The organism is Pseudoalteromonas sp. NC201 (genome assembly GCF_002850255.1).
Classification (GTDB): Bacteria; Pseudomonadota; Gammaproteobacteria; order Enterobacterales; family Alteromonadaceae; genus Pseudoalteromonas.
In genome coordinates this window covers 737,208-754,716 of sequence record NZ_CP022522.1, presented here as the reverse complement: position 1 = coordinate 754,716, position 17,509 = coordinate 737,208, and the positions used below count along the sequence as shown (strand labels likewise).

Sequence of the window (17,509 nt, the reverse complement as noted above, 5' to 3'; positions counted from 1 at the left end):
ACTGGTGTACATCCTTTATACACTAGCCATGTTTCAAATCAAAGCAAACTGCTCAGTTGTACTTGCTTACGGCTTGGTTCCTAATTTTGCTTGCCCCTCAGCCATAAATTGTACTACCGAACTGCGTTTTTTTCCTATTAAGAAACTACCATCAGTCAAAAACATAAAGTTCTGCCAACATCGCTTAAACACGTCAAAGCGGGTCTCGATCACATCATCTCGAGAGAGACAAAAATACACGGTAGTATTAGCTTGCCAATCAAGAAATTGCTCGATAGTTTCAGGAAATGCTTCTCCAGCTTCCCACGGCTGCTCCCAATTGAGGGTTTCTTGCCATGAGTCCGCTTTACCAACCCAGTCAGTTTTATCAAAGAAATCAGGGTGATCTTTTTCGTTGCTTACCATAGTGCTCCAAAGCACCGCAGCGCGCGCCGCTGACATTGGTTTTATCAATGCCAGGTCGGATTCTTCGATTGGAAGATCTTTATGTTTGAAAACCCAAGCTTTCTTATAATCGTCCAGCGCAATATAATTCATCTTTAAACACCTTCAGTCTTAATGGCACGGATTATAACATTTCAGCCCGTCACGTACGGCTTTTATTTTTTGGAGCTTGAATTAGTGGATATCACACCTGGAATTTACCGCCACTACAAAGGAAAATTATATCGAGTGCACGCCTTGGCAACGCACAGTGAAACGCAAGAGAAGCAAGTGGTTTATCAAACCCTATATGGAGATATGAGCTTTTGGGTTCGACCACTTGAAATGTTTTTAGAAGACGTTATGGTCGAAGGCGAAGCGGTGCCTCGCTTCACCTTAATCGAAACCGAAGCAGGGTTGGCAGCGAAAAGCTGATTGTGGCAAGATGAGCCTATCTCATCTGACCACAAGAAGTTGAACTATGTTTAAAGGTACTGATCAATATATTGCTACCTCTGCTCTACAACAGGCCGTGAATGCGGCCATCGTTTTAGAAAAACCACTCCTCATTAAAGGTGAACCTGGTACTGGCAAGACCTTACTCGCCGAAGAATTGGCAAAAAGTTTAGATACCGAACTAATTCAATGGCATATAAAGTCAACCACCAAAGCCCAGCAAGGCCTGTACGAATACGATGCAGTCTCGCGTTTACGCGACAGTCAACTTGGCGATCCTCGCGTTAATGACGTTGGCAATTACATCATCAAAGGTAAGCTGTGGCAGGCATTTAGCGCCACAAAGCGCCCCGTTCTGCTGATTGATGAAATCGACAAAGCCGATATTGAATTCCCCAATGATCTGCTGTTAGAACTCGATAAAATGGAGTTTCATGTCTACGAAACTAACGAGCAAATAAAGGCAAAGGTGCGCCCCATCGTTATTATCACTTCAAACAATGAAAAAGAGCTACCAGATGCCTTTTTACGCCGCTGCTTTTTCCACTACATCGACTTTCCGAGCAAAGAAGAGATGCAGCAGATTGTAGACGTGCATTTTCCACATATTAAAGCAAATTTAGTACAACGAGCACTCGAAAGCTTTTTCCAATTACGCGACACACCAAACCTAAAGAAAAAGCCAAGCACGAGTGAATTACTCGACTGGCTAAAACTATTATTAGCGGAAGATATTTCCCCTGACGCGTTGCATGACAAATCTAACCAAGGTGGCCTAATGCCGTTATTTGGTGCGCTACTTAAAAACGAGCAAGATGTTTCTTTGGTTGAGAAACTCGCCTTTATGAGCCGCCGCTGATCATGCTCATCGATTTTGTACTCACGCTTAGACGTTACGGTATCAAAGCGAGCCTGCGCGAATTACTAGACTGTTTAGAGGCGCTGGATAAAGAAGTTTGCTTTGCCGATCTGGACGGCTTTTACTTTTTGGCAAAAACCATCTTCGTGAAAGATGAAACCTTGTTTGATAAATTCGACCGTGCGTTTGCTGATTACTTTGAGGGAATAGAGTCAATTGATCTCTTCTCACAACTTCAACAGCAGCAATTGCCTGAGGATTGGTTGCGTAAAGAGTTTGAGAAATCGCTGTCTGAAGAAGAAAAAGCCAAACTGAACGCCATGGGTGGACTCGATAAGCTCCTTGAAACGTTAAAAGCACGCTTGGCAGAGCAACAAAAACGTCACGCAGGCGGCAATAAATGGGTTGGTACAGGAGGCACTTCGCCTTTTGGCGCTTACGGCTATAATCCTGAAGGGATCCGCATTGGCCAAGATGGAAATCGCCATCGCAGAGCAGTAAAAGTCTGGGATAAACGGCAGTATCGCAATCTTGACAGTAATACCGACATCAGCAGCCGCAATATTAAGCTTGCACTCAAGCAATTGCGTAAATTTGCGCGCAGCGGAGCAAGCGATCAGCTCGATCTTAATGAAACCATTCGCGCTACCGCAAGACAAGGCGGCATGCTGGATGTGAAAATGGCTCCTGAGCGACATAACTCAGTGAAGGTATTGATGCTGTTTGATATTGGCGGCTCTATGGATGACTATATCCAGCTTTGTGAACAACTCTTCAGTGCCGCACACAGTGAATTTAAGCACCTCGAGTTTTTTTACTTTCATAATTGTGTGTACGAACATGTTTGGCACGATAATGACCGTCGTGACAGCGAATTGCTTGATACTTATCAGCTAATTAATCGATACGGCTCAGACTATCGACTAATATTTGTTGGTGACGCGACAATGGGCCCCTATGAAATCACCTATCCCGGCGGTAGCGTAGAGCATTGGAATCAAGAAGCAGGTGCTACTTGGCTGAATCGTTTAACCAATCACTTTAGTAAGGTGGCTTGGCTTAACCCTCAGCCGCAAAGCTATTGGTCTTATTACCATTCGATAGAGCTAATAAATCAATTAATGCAAGACAGAATGTATCCGCTAACAATAGAGGGACTAAGTCAGGCGTTTAAAGAGTTAAGCTAAAGCAGTGCTGCTTGCAAGGTAAGCACCTTGCAAGCAATGATGCGAAATTAGTCACTCGCTTCGATAGGTTCTAGTTGTAGTTTTGAAGCAATCAATACGGCTTGAGTACGATTATAGACACCCAACTTTCTGAAGATAGCGGTGATATGTGCTTTCACCGTTGCCTCTGAAATATTTAGCTCGTAGGCAATTTGCTTATTCAGCAAACCTTCGTGTAAATATTGCAGCACTTTATATTGCTGCGGCGTGAGCGAGGCCACTTGTTGGGCAAGCTCTTTGTCCTCCCCTTCAAGTTCAGCCACTTTGTCTTTCATGCCTTCAGGCAACCACGTGTCACCTTCGAGCACTTGCTCTATGGCTTCGGTAATTTGTTCTACTGACGCCGCTTTTGGGATAAAACCCATCGCGCCGTATCCCATCACTTTAGAAATGATAGAAAGGTCTTCGCTTCCCGAAACCACAACAACTGGAAGACTTGGGTGATCCTCACGGATCCGAATTAGTCCATATAAATCACCATTGCCCGGCATATGTAAATCGAGCAGGAGTAGGTCTAGTTCTTCTTGTTGTTGTAAGACCGAGAGCGTAGTGTCAAAGTTTTCAGATTCGAATACCTCTAGTCCTTCAAACTGCGCTTTTAGAGCCCCCTTAAGCGCCTCTCGAAATAGAGGATGATCATCCGCGATTAAAAACTGATACATGCTATGCTCCTAAAAAATCGGCTGTTATCGTAAAGATAACAGCCGTTATAGTATGTTTATATTAGGTCGCAATTCAAGTTATTCAGTTAACGATTCAATCTATTCTCGATTAATTCATCAACCACACTTGGATCGGCAAGTGTAGAAGTATCCCCTAACTGTTGATACTCGTTGGCTGCAATCTTACGCAAAATACGGCGCATGATTTTACCAGAACGGGTTTTAGGTAAACCTGGAGACCATTGGATCATGTCAGGGGTTGCAATTGGGCTTAGCTCTTTACGCACCCAATTTCTCACCTCTTTAGTTAACTCGTCAGATACCGTTACCCCTTCATTTGGCGTGATATAGACATAGATCCCTTGACCTTTAATGTCGTGTGGATAGCCTACCACAGCCGCCTCAGCAACCGCTTCGTGAGCGACTAACGCACTTTCGATTTCAGCAGTACCGAGGCGGTGACCTGAAACGTTAAGTACATCATCCACGCGACCGGTGATCCAGTAGTAACCGTCTTCATCACGGCGACAACCATCGCCCGTAAAATAAACGCCCGGATAAGCCGAGAAGTACGTTTGTTCAAAACGCTCATGGTCGCCATAAACCGTACGGGCTTGTGAAGGCCAACTATCCAAGATCACCAGATTACCTTCGGTCGCGCCTGTCAGCGTATTACCTTCCGCGTCAAACAGTGCAGGAGCAATACCAAAGAATGGACGGGTCGCAGAGCCCGGCTTAAGTGCAGTAGCGCCAGGTAGTGGCGTGATCATGATGCCGCCCGTTTCGGTTTGCCACCAAGTATCTACGATAGGACAATCGCTATTACCAATTTGCTCGTAATACCAAGACCAAGCCTCTGGATTAATTGGCTCACCGACCGAACCCAAAATACGTAAACTATCACGCTTAGAACTTGCTGTTGGCTCGTCACCTTTCGCCATCAAAGCACGGATCGCGGTAGGTGCTGTATAAAGGATAGTAACACCATGTTTATCAACGATTTCACCCATGCGACCAGACGTCGGATAGGTCGGCACGCCTTCGAATACAACTTGAGTACAACCATTCACAAGTGGACCATAAGCAATATAACTATGACCTGTGATCCAACCCACATCCGCGCTACACCAGTAAATATCATCTTCTTGAAGGTCGAATACATACTCATGGGTCATTGATGCATACACTAGGTATCCACCCGTAGTATGCACTACCCCTTTCGGCTGACCGGTAGAGCCCGAGGTATAAAGAATAAAGAGCGGATCTTCCGCATTCATCATTTCAGGTTCACATTCGGCTGGCTTATCAGCAACTAATTCATGCCACCAGACATCGTGAGCATTCCATTCAACATCGCCTCCTGTTAATTGATGTACAACCACATGCTCGATAGTGGTGACGCCTGCTTGCGCTACCGCTTCATCAACATTTGCCTTAAGCGGCACACAATTACCACCGCGACGACCTTCATCTGAGGTGATGACAACTTTGGCGCCAGAATCTTTAATACGGTCTGCAATCGCAGAAGGTGAAAAGCCCCCAAACACAACGGAATGGATAGCACCAATTCTTGCACAGGCCTGCATGGCATAAATTGCTTGTGGAGTCATCGGCATGTAGATAGCGACGCGGTCACCCTTTGCAACTCCTAGGCTCTTGAGGCCATTGGCAAGCTTTGCGACTTCATCGTGTAGTTGTTGGTAGGTAATATTTTCCGTTTGTTCTGGGTTATCACCTTCCCAAATCAACGCAACTTTATCGGCGCGCTTTTCGAGGTGTCTATCGATACAGTTATAAGAGGCATTTAGTACGCCGTCTTCATACCATTTAATATTGATATGGCCTTTATCAAATGAGGTATTTTTAACTTTACTATAAGGTTTGAACCAATCTAAACGTTGACCGTGCTCTTTCCAAAACTCTGCGGGGTCATCAATCGACTTTTGATATAGTTCTTGATATTGCTCGTCGTTGATTAATGCTGCGTTCTTGATTTTTTCAGGAACTGGATAAATGCTCTGTGACATAGTCATCTCCATTATATTTAGAGGTCTAGGTCTGCTAGACACGCTTTTCCTAAGGATCACCCAGCCTTGGGTGTTTAAGTATTAGACCTTAGTTGTAGAACAGCTGCAAACGTAAAAGTTTCATACAACTTACCGACTGTACCTAATTCAAACGTTATGATCGCCTTATCCTCCGCTCATTTACTGTATGCCACCTTAGTCTAATAGACCAATAGGTAATTGAGTAAAAACCAACCTTAAACAACAGTTAGTGATGATTAATATGAATATCGGCTGCTGCCAACTGCAAAGCACAGCTATTGAGGAACTGGATTATGACAACGAATAACATTAATAAAAAACTGCTCGCAGTTGCTATCAGTAGCCTCTGCGCTCTCCCTGCCACTGCGGCTGAGATTGGCGATACTAAAGTTAACTATGGTGGTTATATCAAGCTTGATGCCATTTGGAGTGACTTTTCTGACGGCGCGTTGGGTGCACAAAATATAGGTCGAGATTTTTACGTTCCTGGTACGACTCCTGTCGGGGTTAACTCAGATAGCGACGCTGTATTTGATATGCACACTCGTCAATCTCGCTTTAGCTTCGGGACCGATACTAAGCTTGATGATGGCAGCAGTATCAAAACTAAAATCGAGCTAGACTTTATTTCTACATCTGGAGGCAATGAGCGTGTTAGTAACTCCTACTCACCTCGTATTCGCCAAGCCTTTGTGAGCTACAAGGGCTTCTTGTTCGGTCAGGCTTGGTCAAACTTCCAAAATGTTAGTGCGCTACCAGAGACTCTAGACTTCGTCGGCCCAGCTGAAGGTACCGTTTTCGTGCGCCAAGCCATGGCTAAATACACCACGGGAAACTGGTCTTTCTCTATTGAAAACCCAGAAAGCACGGTTACCACTGCAGATAGTGGCCGTGTCGTCACTGATGACGCTAGCATGCCTGATTTCACTGCACGTTACACACACAATGCAGATTGGGGTCATATTGCGGTAGCGGCACTTGCGCGCCAAATAACCTATAAAGTCGGTGGAGCTGATGAGTCTGAAAGCTCATTTGGGGTCAGTGCATCTGGTCGTGTTAATTTTGGCAACAATAACTTGAAGTTTATGCTGACCCAAGGTCAAGGGCTTGGTCGTTATGTAGGACTGAACGTTGCTAATGGTGCGGTATACGACGGTAACTCGTTACATGCAATTGACTCGACGTCGGGCTTTATTGCTTACCAACATAGCTGGAATGATCAGTTCCGCTCAACATTCTTATACTCATTCTTTAATGCTGATAACGAAAGCGATTTGCTGGCGGTAACTGGCGATCCGACAAAATCAAGTATGAGTTACAGCGCAAACCTACTTTATTCACCCGTTAAAAAGCTTACCTTTGGTGCTGAATATAAGATGGGCACTCGGGAAACAGAAAGTGGCCTCGAAGGTGATTTAGACAGACTGCAACTTTCAGTGAAGTACGTGTTTTAAGGTTTTGTAATTTTAATAGGCTAGTACCAATTCACTTCCTAACTGCGGCCTATTGGCCGCTTTTTTATTGTTGGTCGCGACATAAAGTCGCTGCTACGATGTATTTTTTCGCGATATAAAGTCGCTGCTACGGTGTGTTTCTTCGCGACATAAAGTCGCTGCTACGATGTGTTTTTCCGCTACATAAAATCCGCTGCTACGATGTGTTTCTTCGCGACATAAAGTCGCTGCTACGATGTGTTTCTTCGCGACATAAAGTCGCTGCTACGGTGTGTTTCTTCGCGACATAAAGTCGCTGCTACAGTGTGTTTTTGCGGCATAAAACGTGGGATTTCATCGTCTAACGTTGTGACCATATCGCGCCAATAAAAAACCCCGCTGGCTGGCGGGGTTTTACAATCATCTCAAAAGCATCATCTTATTGAGCTTTTGCATCCTTCATATAATCAAAGAACTTGCTATCCGGTGATAACACCATAACGTCATTCTTATCTTTAAAGGTATTTTTATATGCTTCAAGCGAACGAACAAACCCGAAAAACTCAGGGTCTTTATTATATGCTTTAGCGTAAATGTTTGCCGCCGTTGCATCACCTTGACCGCGAACCGCGCGAGCATTACGCTCAGCATCTGCAAGCATTACTGTCACTCGACGATCAACATTAGCACGGATGGTCTCCGCCTTCTCTTGACCCTCAGAACGGTGCTCTTTCGCCACAGCTTGACGCTCCGCACGCATACGCTGGTAGATCGAGTTACTTACTTCGTTAGGTAGGTTAATTTGCTTAACACGGACATCAAGTACTTCAATCCCAAGCTCAGTTGCACTTTCAGACGCTTGAACTAACGCTTCTTCCATTAGCTCGCTACGTTCACCAGATACTATTTCTTTAATAGTACGCGAACCGAAGTTTGTTCTTAGACCGTTGTTCACCTTTTGCTTAAGTAGCGTTTCAGCATACTGTTTATCACCACGCGCACGTAGGTAATAAGCACTAAAGTCATTCACGCGCCACTTAACGTAAGAATCCACGATCAAGTCTTTCTTCTCGCTCGTCACAAAGCGATCAGGTTGACCATCAAGTGTTTGGATCCGTGCATCTAATTTACGTACTTGGCTAAAGAAAGGCACCTTCAGGTGAAGGCCGGGTTCATACACCAGAGCATCGCCATTCGCGTCTTTTTGTACCTTGCTAAATAGCAGTACAATTGCTCTTTGACCTTCGTTTACTACAAAGATACCAGAGAACGACATGATCACGGCAGTGACTAATAGAAGTAGACTAAAATTCTTCATATTGATTATCTCCCGTTACCAAATCTGTCGCGATTAAATCTATCACCGCCTGAATTGACAGAGCTATTTTGCTGTTGAGTACCTTCAATCGTTCTACGAAGCTGCTCAATATCGCTCTGATTTGGCAAACGTACTGGTGACGAAGTGTTGTTATGGGATTGCATAATCTTATCAAGTGGTAGATACAGCATGTTATTACCACCTTCAACATCAACCAATACCTTTGAGCTACGGCCCAAAACTTGCTCCATTGTATCAATATATAAGCGTTTACGCGTTACTTCTTTCGCAGCTTGGTATTCTGGTAGTAACTTTTCAAAGCGCTCCACTTCACCTCGAGATTCAAGGATTATACGCTCGCGATAAGCTTCTGCTTCTTGCGTCATACGAGTCACTTGACCACGCGCACGCGGTTCAATTTCTTTCGCATAAGCTTCTGCTTCACGAATGAAACGCTCTTCATCTTCTTGTGCAGCAATCGCATCATCAAATGCGTCTTTTACTTCTGAAGGAGGACGCGAGTCCTTAAAGTTAACGTCTGTAACAATCAAACCAAGATTGTATGGTTCGATAATACTGTTTAGCTCTTCCCAAGTGCGCTGACGAACCACTTCACGACCCGTAGTTAACACTTGGTCCATGCGAGAATGGCCCACAACGTAACGTAGAGCACTGTCTAGCGCTTGTTGTAAGCTGTGATCAGCATCGGTCACACTGAAACGATAAAGCGTTGGATCTACAACACGATATTGCACTTCAAACTCAACACTCACGACGTTTTCGTCTTCCGTAAGCATAAAGCCTGAAGCCGACAATGAACGCACCGCTTCAATATCTATAGGAATAACACGTTCGATGAACGTGGCTTTCCAACGCAGACCCGGCTCAGCAATACGGTCAAACTTACCAAATTGCAACACGATGCCACGTTCAGCCTCTTTTACCGTGTAAATACCACTTAGTGCCCATACGATGGCTGCGATAATAAGTATAAAGACGAAACCAGCACCGCCTAATCCGCCATTACCACCTTTCCCCGGCTTACCGCCGAAAATACCGCCGAATTTATTACCAAATTTACGGAATACTTCATCTAGATCAGGTGGGCCTTGATCCCGCCCCCCGCGGTTTTTCCACGGATCGTTATCATTGCCATTATTACCCGGTTCGTTCCAGGCCATAGCTATACTCCATTGTTATTTAAATGAATTAGGTTAAATCTAACAAAATTCGAGCGACTCTCATATAAAAATACGCTCGAAATTGACGATTTTTAACTACCAACAACCAAATCATTGAGATTTCGCCCGAATTCCTTATTGAGCTTTTCCCATTCGATTTTTGGCATTCTTACCGAAACAAGCCAGTTGCCTTGCTCGTCGTAGCCTTTTTCATCCACGGCATTAAGCTCAAATAGTGCACCTCGTAAGCGCCCAAGCGCAGGAGGTACGGCAAGCTCAGCTGTGAAAACGGTTTTTGCCAACAACTCTTTAACGGCGTCGAATAACAACGAAACCCCTTCTCCAGAGTGGGCACTTAACCACACTCTGATCGGTTTTCCTTCATCGTCCCTATCTATTCTAGGCGCAACTTCGTCCATTAGATCAATTTTGTTGTAGACTAAAAGTTGAGGAATGTCATTGGCTTCAATTTCCTCTAGAACCAATTGTACCTGTTCTATATTTTCTTTTCTTCTCGGATCTGCAACATCGATGACATGAAGCTGTAAATCCGCCTCTCGAGTCTCTGTTAAAGTCGCCTTAAATGCTGCTACCAAGTCATGAGGTAAATGACGAATAAAACCTACTGTATCTGCTAAGATAACGGGGCCAACATCATCGATTTCGATCTTTCTCAGCGTAGGATCAAGCGTTGCGAACAATTGGTCCGCAGCATATACATCCGCATCCGTAATTTTGTTAAACAGCGTCGATTTACCCGCATTGGTGTAGCCTACCAGAGAAACAGTTGGGATCTCGTTACGACTACGCGCTCGACGCCCTTGCTCACGCACAACGGCTACCTTGTCTAATCGTTTACGAATACTCTTAATTCGCTCTCTTAGTAACCGTCTATCGGTTTCTAATTGGGTTTCACCAGGACCACGTAAGCCGATCCCCCCTTTTTGCCTTTCTAAGTGCGTCCATCCTCGAATTAAGCGCGTAGAGATATGCCTTAGCTGAGCAAGCTCAACCTGCAATTTACCTTCGTGGGTACGGGCTCTTTGCGCGAAAATATCTAAGATCAGCGTTGTCCTATCTAACACTCGGCACTTACAAACGCGTTCTAAATTGCGCTCTTGTGAGGGACTGAGTTGGTGGTTAAATATGATGACATCTGCGTTGTGGATGTTGACAATCTCGGCAATTTCTTCAGCTTTACCCGTTCCGACAAACAACTTTGCATGTGGTGCTTGACGGCTGCCTTGCACAACCGCCACACTACTAACACCAGCAGAAGAAACTAGCATTTCCAATTCACGTAGATCTTCGCGATCTCCTTCGTGAGGAAATTCTATATGAACCAAGACTGCCTGTTCGCCGGCTTCATAACGGTCAAACAAGCATTAAGCTCCTACTAATAAGAATTAATAATTACCTTCTTCACCTTGGTCGCCCGCTTCACTTCCGGTTGCATTTTGGAAGTTAACCGCACGAGCTGGAACCACAGTGGAGATGGCGTGTTTGTAAACCATTTGGTTTACTGTGTTTTCAAGCAAAATCACAAATTGGTCAAATGACTGGATCTTGCCCTGTAATTTAATGCCATTCACTAAAAAAATTGAGACAGGAATGCGCTCACGACGCAAGACATTCAAAAATGGGTCTTGTAAAGATTGGCCTTTTGCCATTTTCTTATCCTTCGTTTTAGGTGTTATTATGTCAGGTCGTTGATTTAATCAGAACACGCTGATTTAACAACTACTATTAGCTTAGCGAAGTTAGAACACGTTGCAAGTTTTCTTGACTATCGGTGTCAAGCCAAGTCACATCTTGCCACCCCCTCAGCCAAGTTAATTGCCGCTTCGCCAGTTGTCTGGTCGCTGCGACGCCTTTGAAAACCATTTCGTTATAATCGCACTCGCCAGCTAAATACTCCCACATTTGCCGATATCCGACACAGCGAATAGAAGGCAAATCAGGGTGTAAATCTTTACGTTGATATAAGGCCAAAACTTCATTTTTAAAGCCTTCATCCAACATTATTTCAAATCTTTTCTCTATACGTTCATGTAAGACTTTTCGGTCACTTGGTGCAATCGCAAATTGATGAAATTGATACGGCAATGCATCCTGTTTGCTTTGCTGCAATTGAGTCATCGTTTTACCACTAATGCGATAAACTTCCAAAGCACGGTTGATACGTTGCGAATCGTTTTCGCTGATTTTAGCCGCGGCTTCTGAGTCAATCTCTTTTAACTGTTGATGCAGCGCAGGCCAACCCTTTTGTTCGGCTTCGCGCTCCAATACCGCTCTGATTTCAGCATCAGCCTCTGGTAATGGCGACAGGCCTTCAATCAAGCCTTTAAAGTACATCATCGTGCCACCCACTAAAATTGGCACCTTGCCACGCTGATGAAAATCGTCAATTAGTTTAATAGCATCAGCACGAAACTCAGCAACCGAATAGCTTTGTGCTGGATCAATAATATCAATTAGGTGATGTAGTGCCTGTGCTTGCTCTTGTGCGCTCGGCTTTGCCGTACCGATATCCATCCCTTTGTATACTAACGCCGAGTCTACACTGATGATTTCGGTATTTAATGCTTGGCATAACTCTATGGCCAATGCGGTTTTGCCCGCTGCTGTCGGTCCCATTAGGGTAATGACAGGTAACTTGTTCACATCTAACCTACTAATAAACTGCACTAATCTCGTATTATAGCTGATAGTACATGGTAATTAATACCTACTTAGGCACGAATTACTGCGAACTTAAAAAACTAACCAACTTCTGGGCATCAATTGTAACCGCACTTTTATGAATACGAGCCAAACATGAGGCTTTTGAAAGTAATTTTTCTTTAACTAAATCAAAATGCTGGCTATCGAAATAGCTACTGGGTGTTGAGACTTCTAGCCACTGTAACCAATCTTGGAGTTCAGCATCTGAGCTTGGTTCCATCATCTGCTTAGAAATTTCACCAACATCTATGCTATAGAGCGACACTGGCAACTTTTTAACTAAAATATGACCATCAAAAATTTCAATCGCAAACCCTAAAATTGCCAACCAAGTTTCACGCTGCTGCAATGCTTCCAGTGCGGCTTTATCTAACTTGATGCGCACGGGTAACAACAACGCTTTGCCTTGCAATGTGCCATCTTGCTCAATTTGCATTTGCCAATATGGCAACAACCCCTGCCTACAATCACCAAACAACAAATGATTGTCTTGCTCAAGTATGACTTTACCTTGTGGTAACAGCATCCAGCTAGATTTACTAGCGGATATCGGGGCGCTACTTACTTCACTTGACGGTAATGCAGCTTCTTCAATTTGATCGAAGTGCTGCATCTGTTGATGTGATAGCCCTTGATAGAGCTGGTTTACATTCACCTGTTTTTTGCCACCACCTGTTGCACCGCCATAATTACTTCGGCCACTACTTGAAGCTGCTCTTGATGCCTCAGAGCACTCGCCGAAGGCACTTGGAGCCGAATAGGTCTGTGCTTGCGTTTCGGGCTGTAAGGTTGAACGGTAACTTTGATGATAGGTTTCATCTACCTGTTCTTGAGGCGCAAATAATGGCGATGCGATATCAGGTGCTTGAGTCTCGGTCTCGCTTGCACAAGATAAATCAATTTGCTCCGTCGCGACCTGCTTTATTGCTTGTACAATAAAGTCGTGAACCAAGCGCGCTTGATGAAAGCGAACTTCGTGTTTCGCTGGATGGACATTAACGTCAACTTGTCTCGGGTCTAATTCAAGATATATGACAAAACCGGGAAGCTCTTCATGCCCGATTGATTCATCAAATGCTTGGCGAATCGCATGCAAGATGAGCTTATCTCGCATCATACGACCGTTTACGTAGGTATATTGTGTGCCGTTGTTGACCCCCGCAGGTAACACCCAACCGAATAATCTTAGTCCCTCATGCCCTGAGTCGATAAAGCTTGCTTGCTGTAAGAATGCTTTACCACCAACTTGCGCAACTCGCTCAACACCTTTTTCAATAGTGCGAGGGCGATATTGGCGAACCACCTTTTGGTTATGAGTGAGCGTGATGGCAACATCAAAACGACTCAATGCAATACGCTTAACCAGCTCATCGATATGGCTAAACTCGGTTTTTTCGGTGCGTAAAAACTTTCTTCGTGCAGGCGTGTTGAAAAACAGATCTTTGACTTCAATCGTGGTGCCGTCTGGGTGCGCGGTAGGTTGAACCTGCACAGCCATATCTCGCCCTTCGGCGAAAGCCTGCCAAGCAGTTTCTTGCGCTTGAGGTTTAGAGCTCAGAGTCAGTCGCGATACTGAACTGATGGATGCCAGCGCCTCACCTCGAAAGCCAAGCGAAGCAATACACTCCAGATCATCTAAACTTCTCAGTTTACTTGTCGCGTGGCGAGACAATGCCAACATCAGCTCGTCTTTAACAATACCGATACCGTTATCACGGATCCGAATAAGCTTGTGTCCTCCACGCTCAATGTCTATTTGAATGCGCGTCGCACCTGCATCAATACTGTTTTCCACCAGCTCTTTCACGACGGATGCTGGCCGCTCCACCACCTCACCGGCAGCGATTTGGTTGGCTAACCGAGCTGGAAGTATTTCTATCGTCATCATTTACGCTTTTGGAATAGTTAAGACTTGCCCAATAAACAAGGTATTGTTTTTCAGGTTATTTGCTTTTTTCAATTCACTGACCGTAATGCCATAACGACTAGCCAGCACACTCAATGATTCGCCACTTTTTACTTTATGCGTCACCGGCTTGTTGGATTGCATACGCGCAAAGAGCGAATTATCCGGTGGATTTTTCTCATAATAGCCTTTTATCGAACTAAAAATAGCCCGAGCTAAACGTTCTTGATAATGCGGAGACATTAATAGCTTTTCTTCTTTGGGGTTTGAAATAAACCCGGTTTCCACCAGAATCGAAGGTATATCTGGTGATTTTAGTACCCCAAAGTTTGCAGCTTGCGGTCTGCTTTTGTGCATTTTTGCCACTTTTTTCAGCTCTTTGACGACTTCTTCTGCGACCTGAAACCCGGTTTTCATCGAATGTTCCATCGACATATCAAGTAACGCTTTGGCTAAATATTTTTCGTTGGCCGTATCTTTAATTAAGTCGGCTGCACCACCCAATAATTGTGAGTGTTTTTCTTTGTCTTCTAGCCACTTACCTATTTCAGAATTCGCTCTGCGTAGTGATAACACCCAGACCGACGCGCCGCGTGGTTGAGGGCTGGTGAAGGCATCTGCGTGAATAGATACAAAGAAATCCGCTTTTCTTTCGCGCGCTCTTGCAGTTCTCGTATTCAACTTGAGGTAATAATCGCCAGTACGAATAAGCTTTGCGCTCATCCCCGGCTGGCTATCTACTAAGCGTGCTAAACGCTTCGCAATTTGAATGGTTACAAGCTTTTCATAAGTACCTGAAGGTCCAATAGAACCTGGATCTTCACCGCCATGACCGGCATCGATGGCGATCACAATATCTCTGTCTTGCGCGAGTGTTTTTCGTGGTGTGGCAGTTTTTGTATCGTCATAAGCACTCATCTGCTTACCATACAAATCAACGACTAAGCGGTTTTTATACGGACCGGTTGGTGCTAACGCAAAGATTTTTGGCGTAGCGCTGCGACTTAGCTCCACAACAATCCGTGCAGAATTGCTGTTTTTCGGTTTGCTGTGGCGCACCTTGTTTACAACTCGATGTTCGTCAGGAACACTCGGAAAGTCTTTTTGTTGCTTGGTGTTTTCAAGGTCGATCACCAAGCGCAGTGGATTTTTCAGCACAAAATAGCTGTAATCCGGCTTATCGCTCATATCAAAAACAATACGAGTGCTTTCTGGGGAGGGCCAAACACGCACACTTTCGATGGCGTTTTGGGCGATGCTCTGCATGCTCGTTAAGAGCATGCAGATAAAAATGAAAATATAACTAATAGTCGGCTGATTACGCATAATCTTGTAATTGTTTTAATAGTGCCTCGCCGCGGCTAGACTTGGCCTCAAGTGTAATTTGACGGCCATCACCAGCATACTGCATTGTGACGTCTATATCTGGGTTTGGAATAAAGCCTTCACCTTTTTCAGGCCACTCAACAACACAGATAGCATTACTTGCAAAGTAATCCCGGATCCCCATGTATTCGAGCTCTTCAGGCGAACCTAATCGATATAAATCAAAATGATATATTGAGACATCATCCAGTTCATAAGGTTCAACTAAGGTATAAGTTGGACTTTTTACCTTACCTGAATGACCAAGACTTTGCACGATCCCGCGAGTGAGCGTGGTTTTACCTGCGCCTAAATCACCGTGTAAAAATAGTACCGCACCTTGACGAATAACATTGGCAATTTTATTACCCATGGCAACTGTTGCTGGCTCATCAGCCAAATCGAATCTCATATGACCTGTCGTCACCCTAAAATACCTCGAATATGTTCGAATAAATCCCCGGCCAACATACCTTTTTCGCCATCATGGGCGGCCTGCTCGGCAGCTAAACCATGAATATACACGGCTAGGTTTGTTGCGGCAAATGCTTCCATCCCTTGGGCAATTAAACCGCCTATGATACCAGATAAAACATCGCCCATCCCAGCACTCGCCATTCCTGCACAGCCTGAACGATTAATATTTATCCGCTCACCTTCAGATATCAAACTGCCCGGCCCTTTTAGTACCGTAACGGCGCCATATTCATGGCTAATTTTTTTAGCCACCGCGAAACGGTCATGTTCATTTAGCGGTGTCTCTAAGTGGTTCAATAACCGCCTTGCTTCACCTAGGTGAGGCGTTAATACCCAGTTTGATTTTTGCCTCGGTGCATGCGCTAAACAATTGAGCCCATCAGCATCCACAACCATCGGTAATTCAGTTGCCATCGCATGGTTAAAAAGTGTTTTGGCCCAAGCGTCTTGACCAAGCCCGGGACCAAGCACTATCACACTGGCTTTTTTTATCAGTGGCAATAACTCATTCGCACTCTCAACACCGTGCACCATTAATTCAAAACGCCCCTGTAAGACGCTTGCAATATTATCAGGATGAGTAGCGACCGATACAAGGCCAGCTCCTGCACGCAGAGTGGCTTCTGCCGCCAATCGAATTGCTCCAGCCATACCACGATTACCACCAATAAGTAACACATGACCATGTGCATTTTTATAGCTATCTGGTGCTCGCTGCGGCCTTGCTGCCATGAACGTTTCATGATTTAAGTAATTAGATGTTGGCGTTACTAGGGTTTTGAATGCTTCACCAACATCCAAGTCGGCTAACAATAGCGCCCCCACAAAACGCTTTGCCGAGCCGCTAAGTAAGCCCTGTTTTAACGCGATAAAGGTGATGGTTTCGGTAGCTAAAAATGCACTGGCCGCAACTTCTCCTGTTGTGGCATTTATACCGCTCGGTACATCAAGTGCCAACCTAGTAACCGGCAGTTTATTTATTTTGTCAAAACAAAGGCAAACATGGTCAGGCAGCTCACCTCTAAAACCTGTGCCGAACACACCATCAACCACAACCGTAAACTGACTTAACTCTACTTCGTTCAACGAAAAAACCAATGCGCCTTGATATTGAGAAAATGCCTGCAGCGCATCGCCCGTTAAGCTTTCGGGTGCAAATAACGCGAGTACGGTGACGGAAAATCCGGCCTGCTGACATAATTGAGCGACGACAAAACCGTCTCCCGCGTTATTGCCTTTACCTGTGATAATTAAGATATGGCTGGATTTGGGCTGGCTGTTTTCAATAAAGCGAAATGCAGCGGCCCCAGCTCGTTGCATTAAGGTACTTAGATCTGTGCCTGATAACTTTGCGGCTTTTGCTTCATATTGCTGCACTTGTTGGGCTGAATAAGCAAATTGTGGTAAATTGTCCGTGTATTCATTAGCCAT

General features: G+C 44.8%; 17 protein-coding genes. 4 read left to right on the top strand and 13 right to left on the bottom strand.

Going from position 1 to position 17,509, the window contains the following annotated elements; translation table 11 throughout:
• Positions 1 to 66: 66 nt before the first annotated feature.
• Entirely contained in the window at positions 67 to 537 is a 471-nt protein-coding gene (locus PNC201_RS03245) for a DUF2947 domain-containing protein (RefSeq protein WP_045962078.1), read from the bottom strand.
• Between the two features lie 84 nt (positions 538 to 621).
• Here PNC201_RS03245 and PNC201_RS03240 point away from each other — a divergent pair, with 84 nt between their 5' ends.
• Genes PNC201_RS03240 through PNC201_RS03230 form a run of 3 tightly spaced genes read left to right on the top strand, consistent with a single transcriptional unit; the run spans position 622 to position 2,925 of the window.
• On the top strand, positions 622 to 858 hold the full coding sequence (locus PNC201_RS03240; RefSeq protein WP_010377401.1) for a DUF1653 domain-containing protein: 237 nt from the start codon (positions 622 to 624) through the stop codon (positions 856 to 858).
• A gap of 46 nt (positions 859 to 904) precedes the next feature.
• Positions 905 to 1,738 (top strand): AAA family ATPase, encoded by an 834-nt coding sequence (locus tag PNC201_RS03235; RefSeq protein WP_010605645.1) that lies wholly within the window; start codon positions 905 to 907, stop codon positions 1,736 to 1,738.
• Positions 1,739 to 1,740: 2 nt separating this feature from the next.
• Positions 1,741 to 2,925, top strand: a complete 1,185-nt coding sequence (locus PNC201_RS03230) for a vWA domain-containing protein (RefSeq protein WP_102056156.1) — start codon at positions 1,741 to 1,743, stop codon at positions 2,923 to 2,925.
• A 47-nt stretch (positions 2,926 to 2,972) separates the two neighbouring features.
• Here PNC201_RS03230 and PNC201_RS03225 read toward each other — a convergent pair whose 3' ends face one another.
• Both PNC201_RS03225 and acs read right to left on the bottom strand, forming a co-directional pair.
• Positions 2,973 to 3,626: a response regulator transcription factor gene (locus tag PNC201_RS03225; RefSeq protein ID WP_010605647.1), complete on the bottom strand. Its 654-nt coding sequence runs from the start codon at positions 3,624 to 3,626 to the stop codon at positions 2,973 to 2,975.
• 86 nt (positions 3,627 to 3,712) lie between these two features.
• Complete coding sequence (gene acs, locus PNC201_RS03220; RefSeq protein WP_102056155.1) at positions 3,713 to 5,653, bottom strand: acetate--CoA ligase; 1,941 nt, start codon at positions 5,651 to 5,653, stop codon at positions 3,713 to 3,715.
• Between the two features lie 314 nt (positions 5,654 to 5,967).
• Here acs and PNC201_RS03215 point away from each other — a divergent pair, with 314 nt between their 5' ends.
• Positions 5,968 to 7,128: a DcaP family trimeric outer membrane transporter gene (locus PNC201_RS03215; protein ID WP_102056154.1), complete on the top strand. Its 1,161-nt coding sequence runs from the start codon at positions 5,968 to 5,970 to the stop codon at positions 7,126 to 7,128.
• A 230-nt stretch (positions 7,129 to 7,358) separates the two neighbouring features.
• Here the strand turns inward: PNC201_RS03215 and PNC201_RS23605 are convergent, their stop codons facing one another.
• The 10 genes from PNC201_RS23605 to PNC201_RS03170 form a co-directional block, all read right to left on the bottom strand.
• On the bottom strand, positions 7,359 to 7,484 hold the full coding sequence (locus PNC201_RS23605; protein WP_267895181.1) for a hypothetical protein: 126 nt from the start codon (positions 7,482 to 7,484) through the stop codon (positions 7,359 to 7,361).
• Positions 7,485 to 7,546: 62 nt separating this feature from the next.
• Positions 7,547 to 8,425 carry a protease modulator HflC gene (hflC, locus tag PNC201_RS03210; protein ID WP_010377388.1) on the bottom strand — a complete coding sequence of 293 codons (879 nt, stop codon included), beginning with the start codon at positions 8,423 to 8,425 and terminating at the stop codon, positions 7,547 to 7,549.
• A gap of 5 nt (positions 8,426 to 8,430) precedes the next feature.
• Positions 8,431 to 9,606 carry an FtsH protease activity modulator HflK gene (gene hflK, locus PNC201_RS03205; protein ID WP_102056153.1) on the bottom strand — a complete coding sequence of 392 codons (1,176 nt, stop codon included), beginning with the start codon at positions 9,604 to 9,606 and terminating at the stop codon, positions 8,431 to 8,433.
• A gap of 92 nt (positions 9,607 to 9,698) precedes the next feature.
• The gene (gene hflX / locus PNC201_RS03200; RefSeq protein WP_102056152.1) at positions 9,699 to 10,988 is read right to left on the bottom strand and encodes a ribosome rescue GTPase HflX; all 1,290 of its coding nucleotides are present in this window, start codon (positions 10,986 to 10,988) and stop codon (positions 9,699 to 9,701) included.
• Between the two features lie 24 nt (positions 10,989 to 11,012).
• On the bottom strand, positions 11,013 to 11,276 hold the full coding sequence (gene hfq, locus PNC201_RS03195; protein WP_010377383.1) for an RNA chaperone Hfq: 264 nt from the start codon (positions 11,274 to 11,276) through the stop codon (positions 11,013 to 11,015).
• Between the two features lie 76 nt (positions 11,277 to 11,352).
• Positions 11,353 to 12,243: a tRNA (adenosine(37)-N6)-dimethylallyltransferase MiaA gene (gene miaA / locus PNC201_RS03190; RefSeq protein WP_233525242.1), complete on the bottom strand. Its 891-nt coding sequence runs from the start codon at positions 12,241 to 12,243 to the stop codon at positions 11,353 to 11,355.
• A gap of 106 nt (positions 12,244 to 12,349) precedes the next feature.
• Positions 12,350 to 14,215 carry a DNA mismatch repair endonuclease MutL gene (mutL, locus tag PNC201_RS03185; RefSeq protein WP_233525241.1) on the bottom strand — a complete coding sequence of 622 codons (1,866 nt, stop codon included), beginning with the start codon at positions 14,213 to 14,215 and terminating at the stop codon, positions 12,350 to 12,352.
• Between the two features lie 3 nt (positions 14,216 to 14,218).
• Positions 14,219 to 15,562, bottom strand: a complete 1,344-nt coding sequence (locus tag PNC201_RS03180) for an N-acetylmuramoyl-L-alanine amidase (RefSeq protein ID WP_102056149.1) — start codon at positions 15,560 to 15,562, stop codon at positions 14,219 to 14,221.
• On the bottom strand, positions 15,555 to 16,028 hold the full coding sequence (tsaE, locus tag PNC201_RS03175) for a tRNA (adenosine(37)-N6)-threonylcarbamoyltransferase complex ATPase subunit type 1 TsaE (protein ID WP_069020897.1): 474 nt from the start codon (positions 16,026 to 16,028) through the stop codon (positions 15,555 to 15,557). Before tsaE ends, PNC201_RS03180 begins: the two co-directional genes overlap by 8 nt.
• The gene (locus PNC201_RS03170) at positions 16,025 to 17,509 is read right to left on the bottom strand and encodes an NAD(P)H-hydrate dehydratase (protein WP_102056148.1); all 1,485 of its coding nucleotides are present in this window, start codon (positions 17,507 to 17,509) and stop codon (positions 16,025 to 16,027) included. The genes tsaE and PNC201_RS03170 overlap by 4 nt, the downstream gene beginning before the upstream one ends.

Excerpts from the sequence above, each read along its gene's own strand:
- PNC201_RS23605 (WP_267895181.1), bottom strand. The coding sequence starts at position 7,484 with ATGGTCACAACGTTAGACGATGAAATCCCACGTTTTATGCCGCAAAAA.
- PNC201_RS03215 (WP_102056154.1), top strand. The coding sequence starts at position 5,968 with ATGACAACGAATAACATTAATAAAAAACTGCTCGCAGTTGCTATCAGT.
- mutL (WP_233525241.1), bottom strand. The coding sequence starts at position 14,215 with ATGACGATAGAAATACTTCCAGCTCGGTTAGCCAACCAAATCGCTGCC.
- hflK (WP_102056153.1), bottom strand. The coding sequence starts at position 9,606 with ATGGCCTGGAACGAACCGGGTAATAATGGCAATGATAACGATCCGTGG.
- acs (WP_102056155.1), bottom strand. The coding sequence starts at position 5,653 with ATGTCACAGAGCATTTATCCAGTTCCTGAAAAAATCAAGAACGCAGCA.
- hflC (WP_010377388.1), bottom strand. The coding sequence starts at position 8,425 with ATGAAGAATTTTAGTCTACTTCTATTAGTCACTGCCGTGATCATGTCG.
- miaA (WP_233525242.1), bottom strand. The coding sequence starts at position 12,243 with ATGGGACCGACAGCAGCGGGCAAAACCGCATTGGCCATAGAGTTATGC.
- PNC201_RS03230 (WP_102056156.1), top strand. The coding sequence starts at position 1,741 with ATGCTCATCGATTTTGTACTCACGCTTAGACGTTACGGTATCAAAGCG.
- PNC201_RS03235 (WP_010605645.1), top strand. The coding sequence starts at position 905 with ATGTTTAAAGGTACTGATCAATATATTGCTACCTCTGCTCTACAACAG.
- PNC201_RS03170 (WP_102056148.1), bottom strand. The coding sequence starts at position 17,509 with ATGGCTAATGAATACACGGACAATTTACCACAATTTGCTTATTCAGCC.
- PNC201_RS03180 (WP_102056149.1), bottom strand. The coding sequence starts at position 15,562 with ATGCGTAATCAGCCGACTATTAGTTATATTTTCATTTTTATCTGCATG.
- hfq (WP_010377383.1), bottom strand. The coding sequence starts at position 11,276 with ATGGCAAAAGGCCAATCTTTACAAGACCCATTTTTGAATGTCTTGCGT.
- PNC201_RS03245 (WP_045962078.1), bottom strand. The coding sequence starts at position 537 with ATGAATTATATTGCGCTGGACGATTATAAGAAAGCTTGGGTTTTCAAA.
- PNC201_RS03225 (WP_010605647.1), bottom strand. The coding sequence starts at position 3,626 with ATGTATCAGTTTTTAATCGCGGATGATCATCCTCTATTTCGAGAGGCG.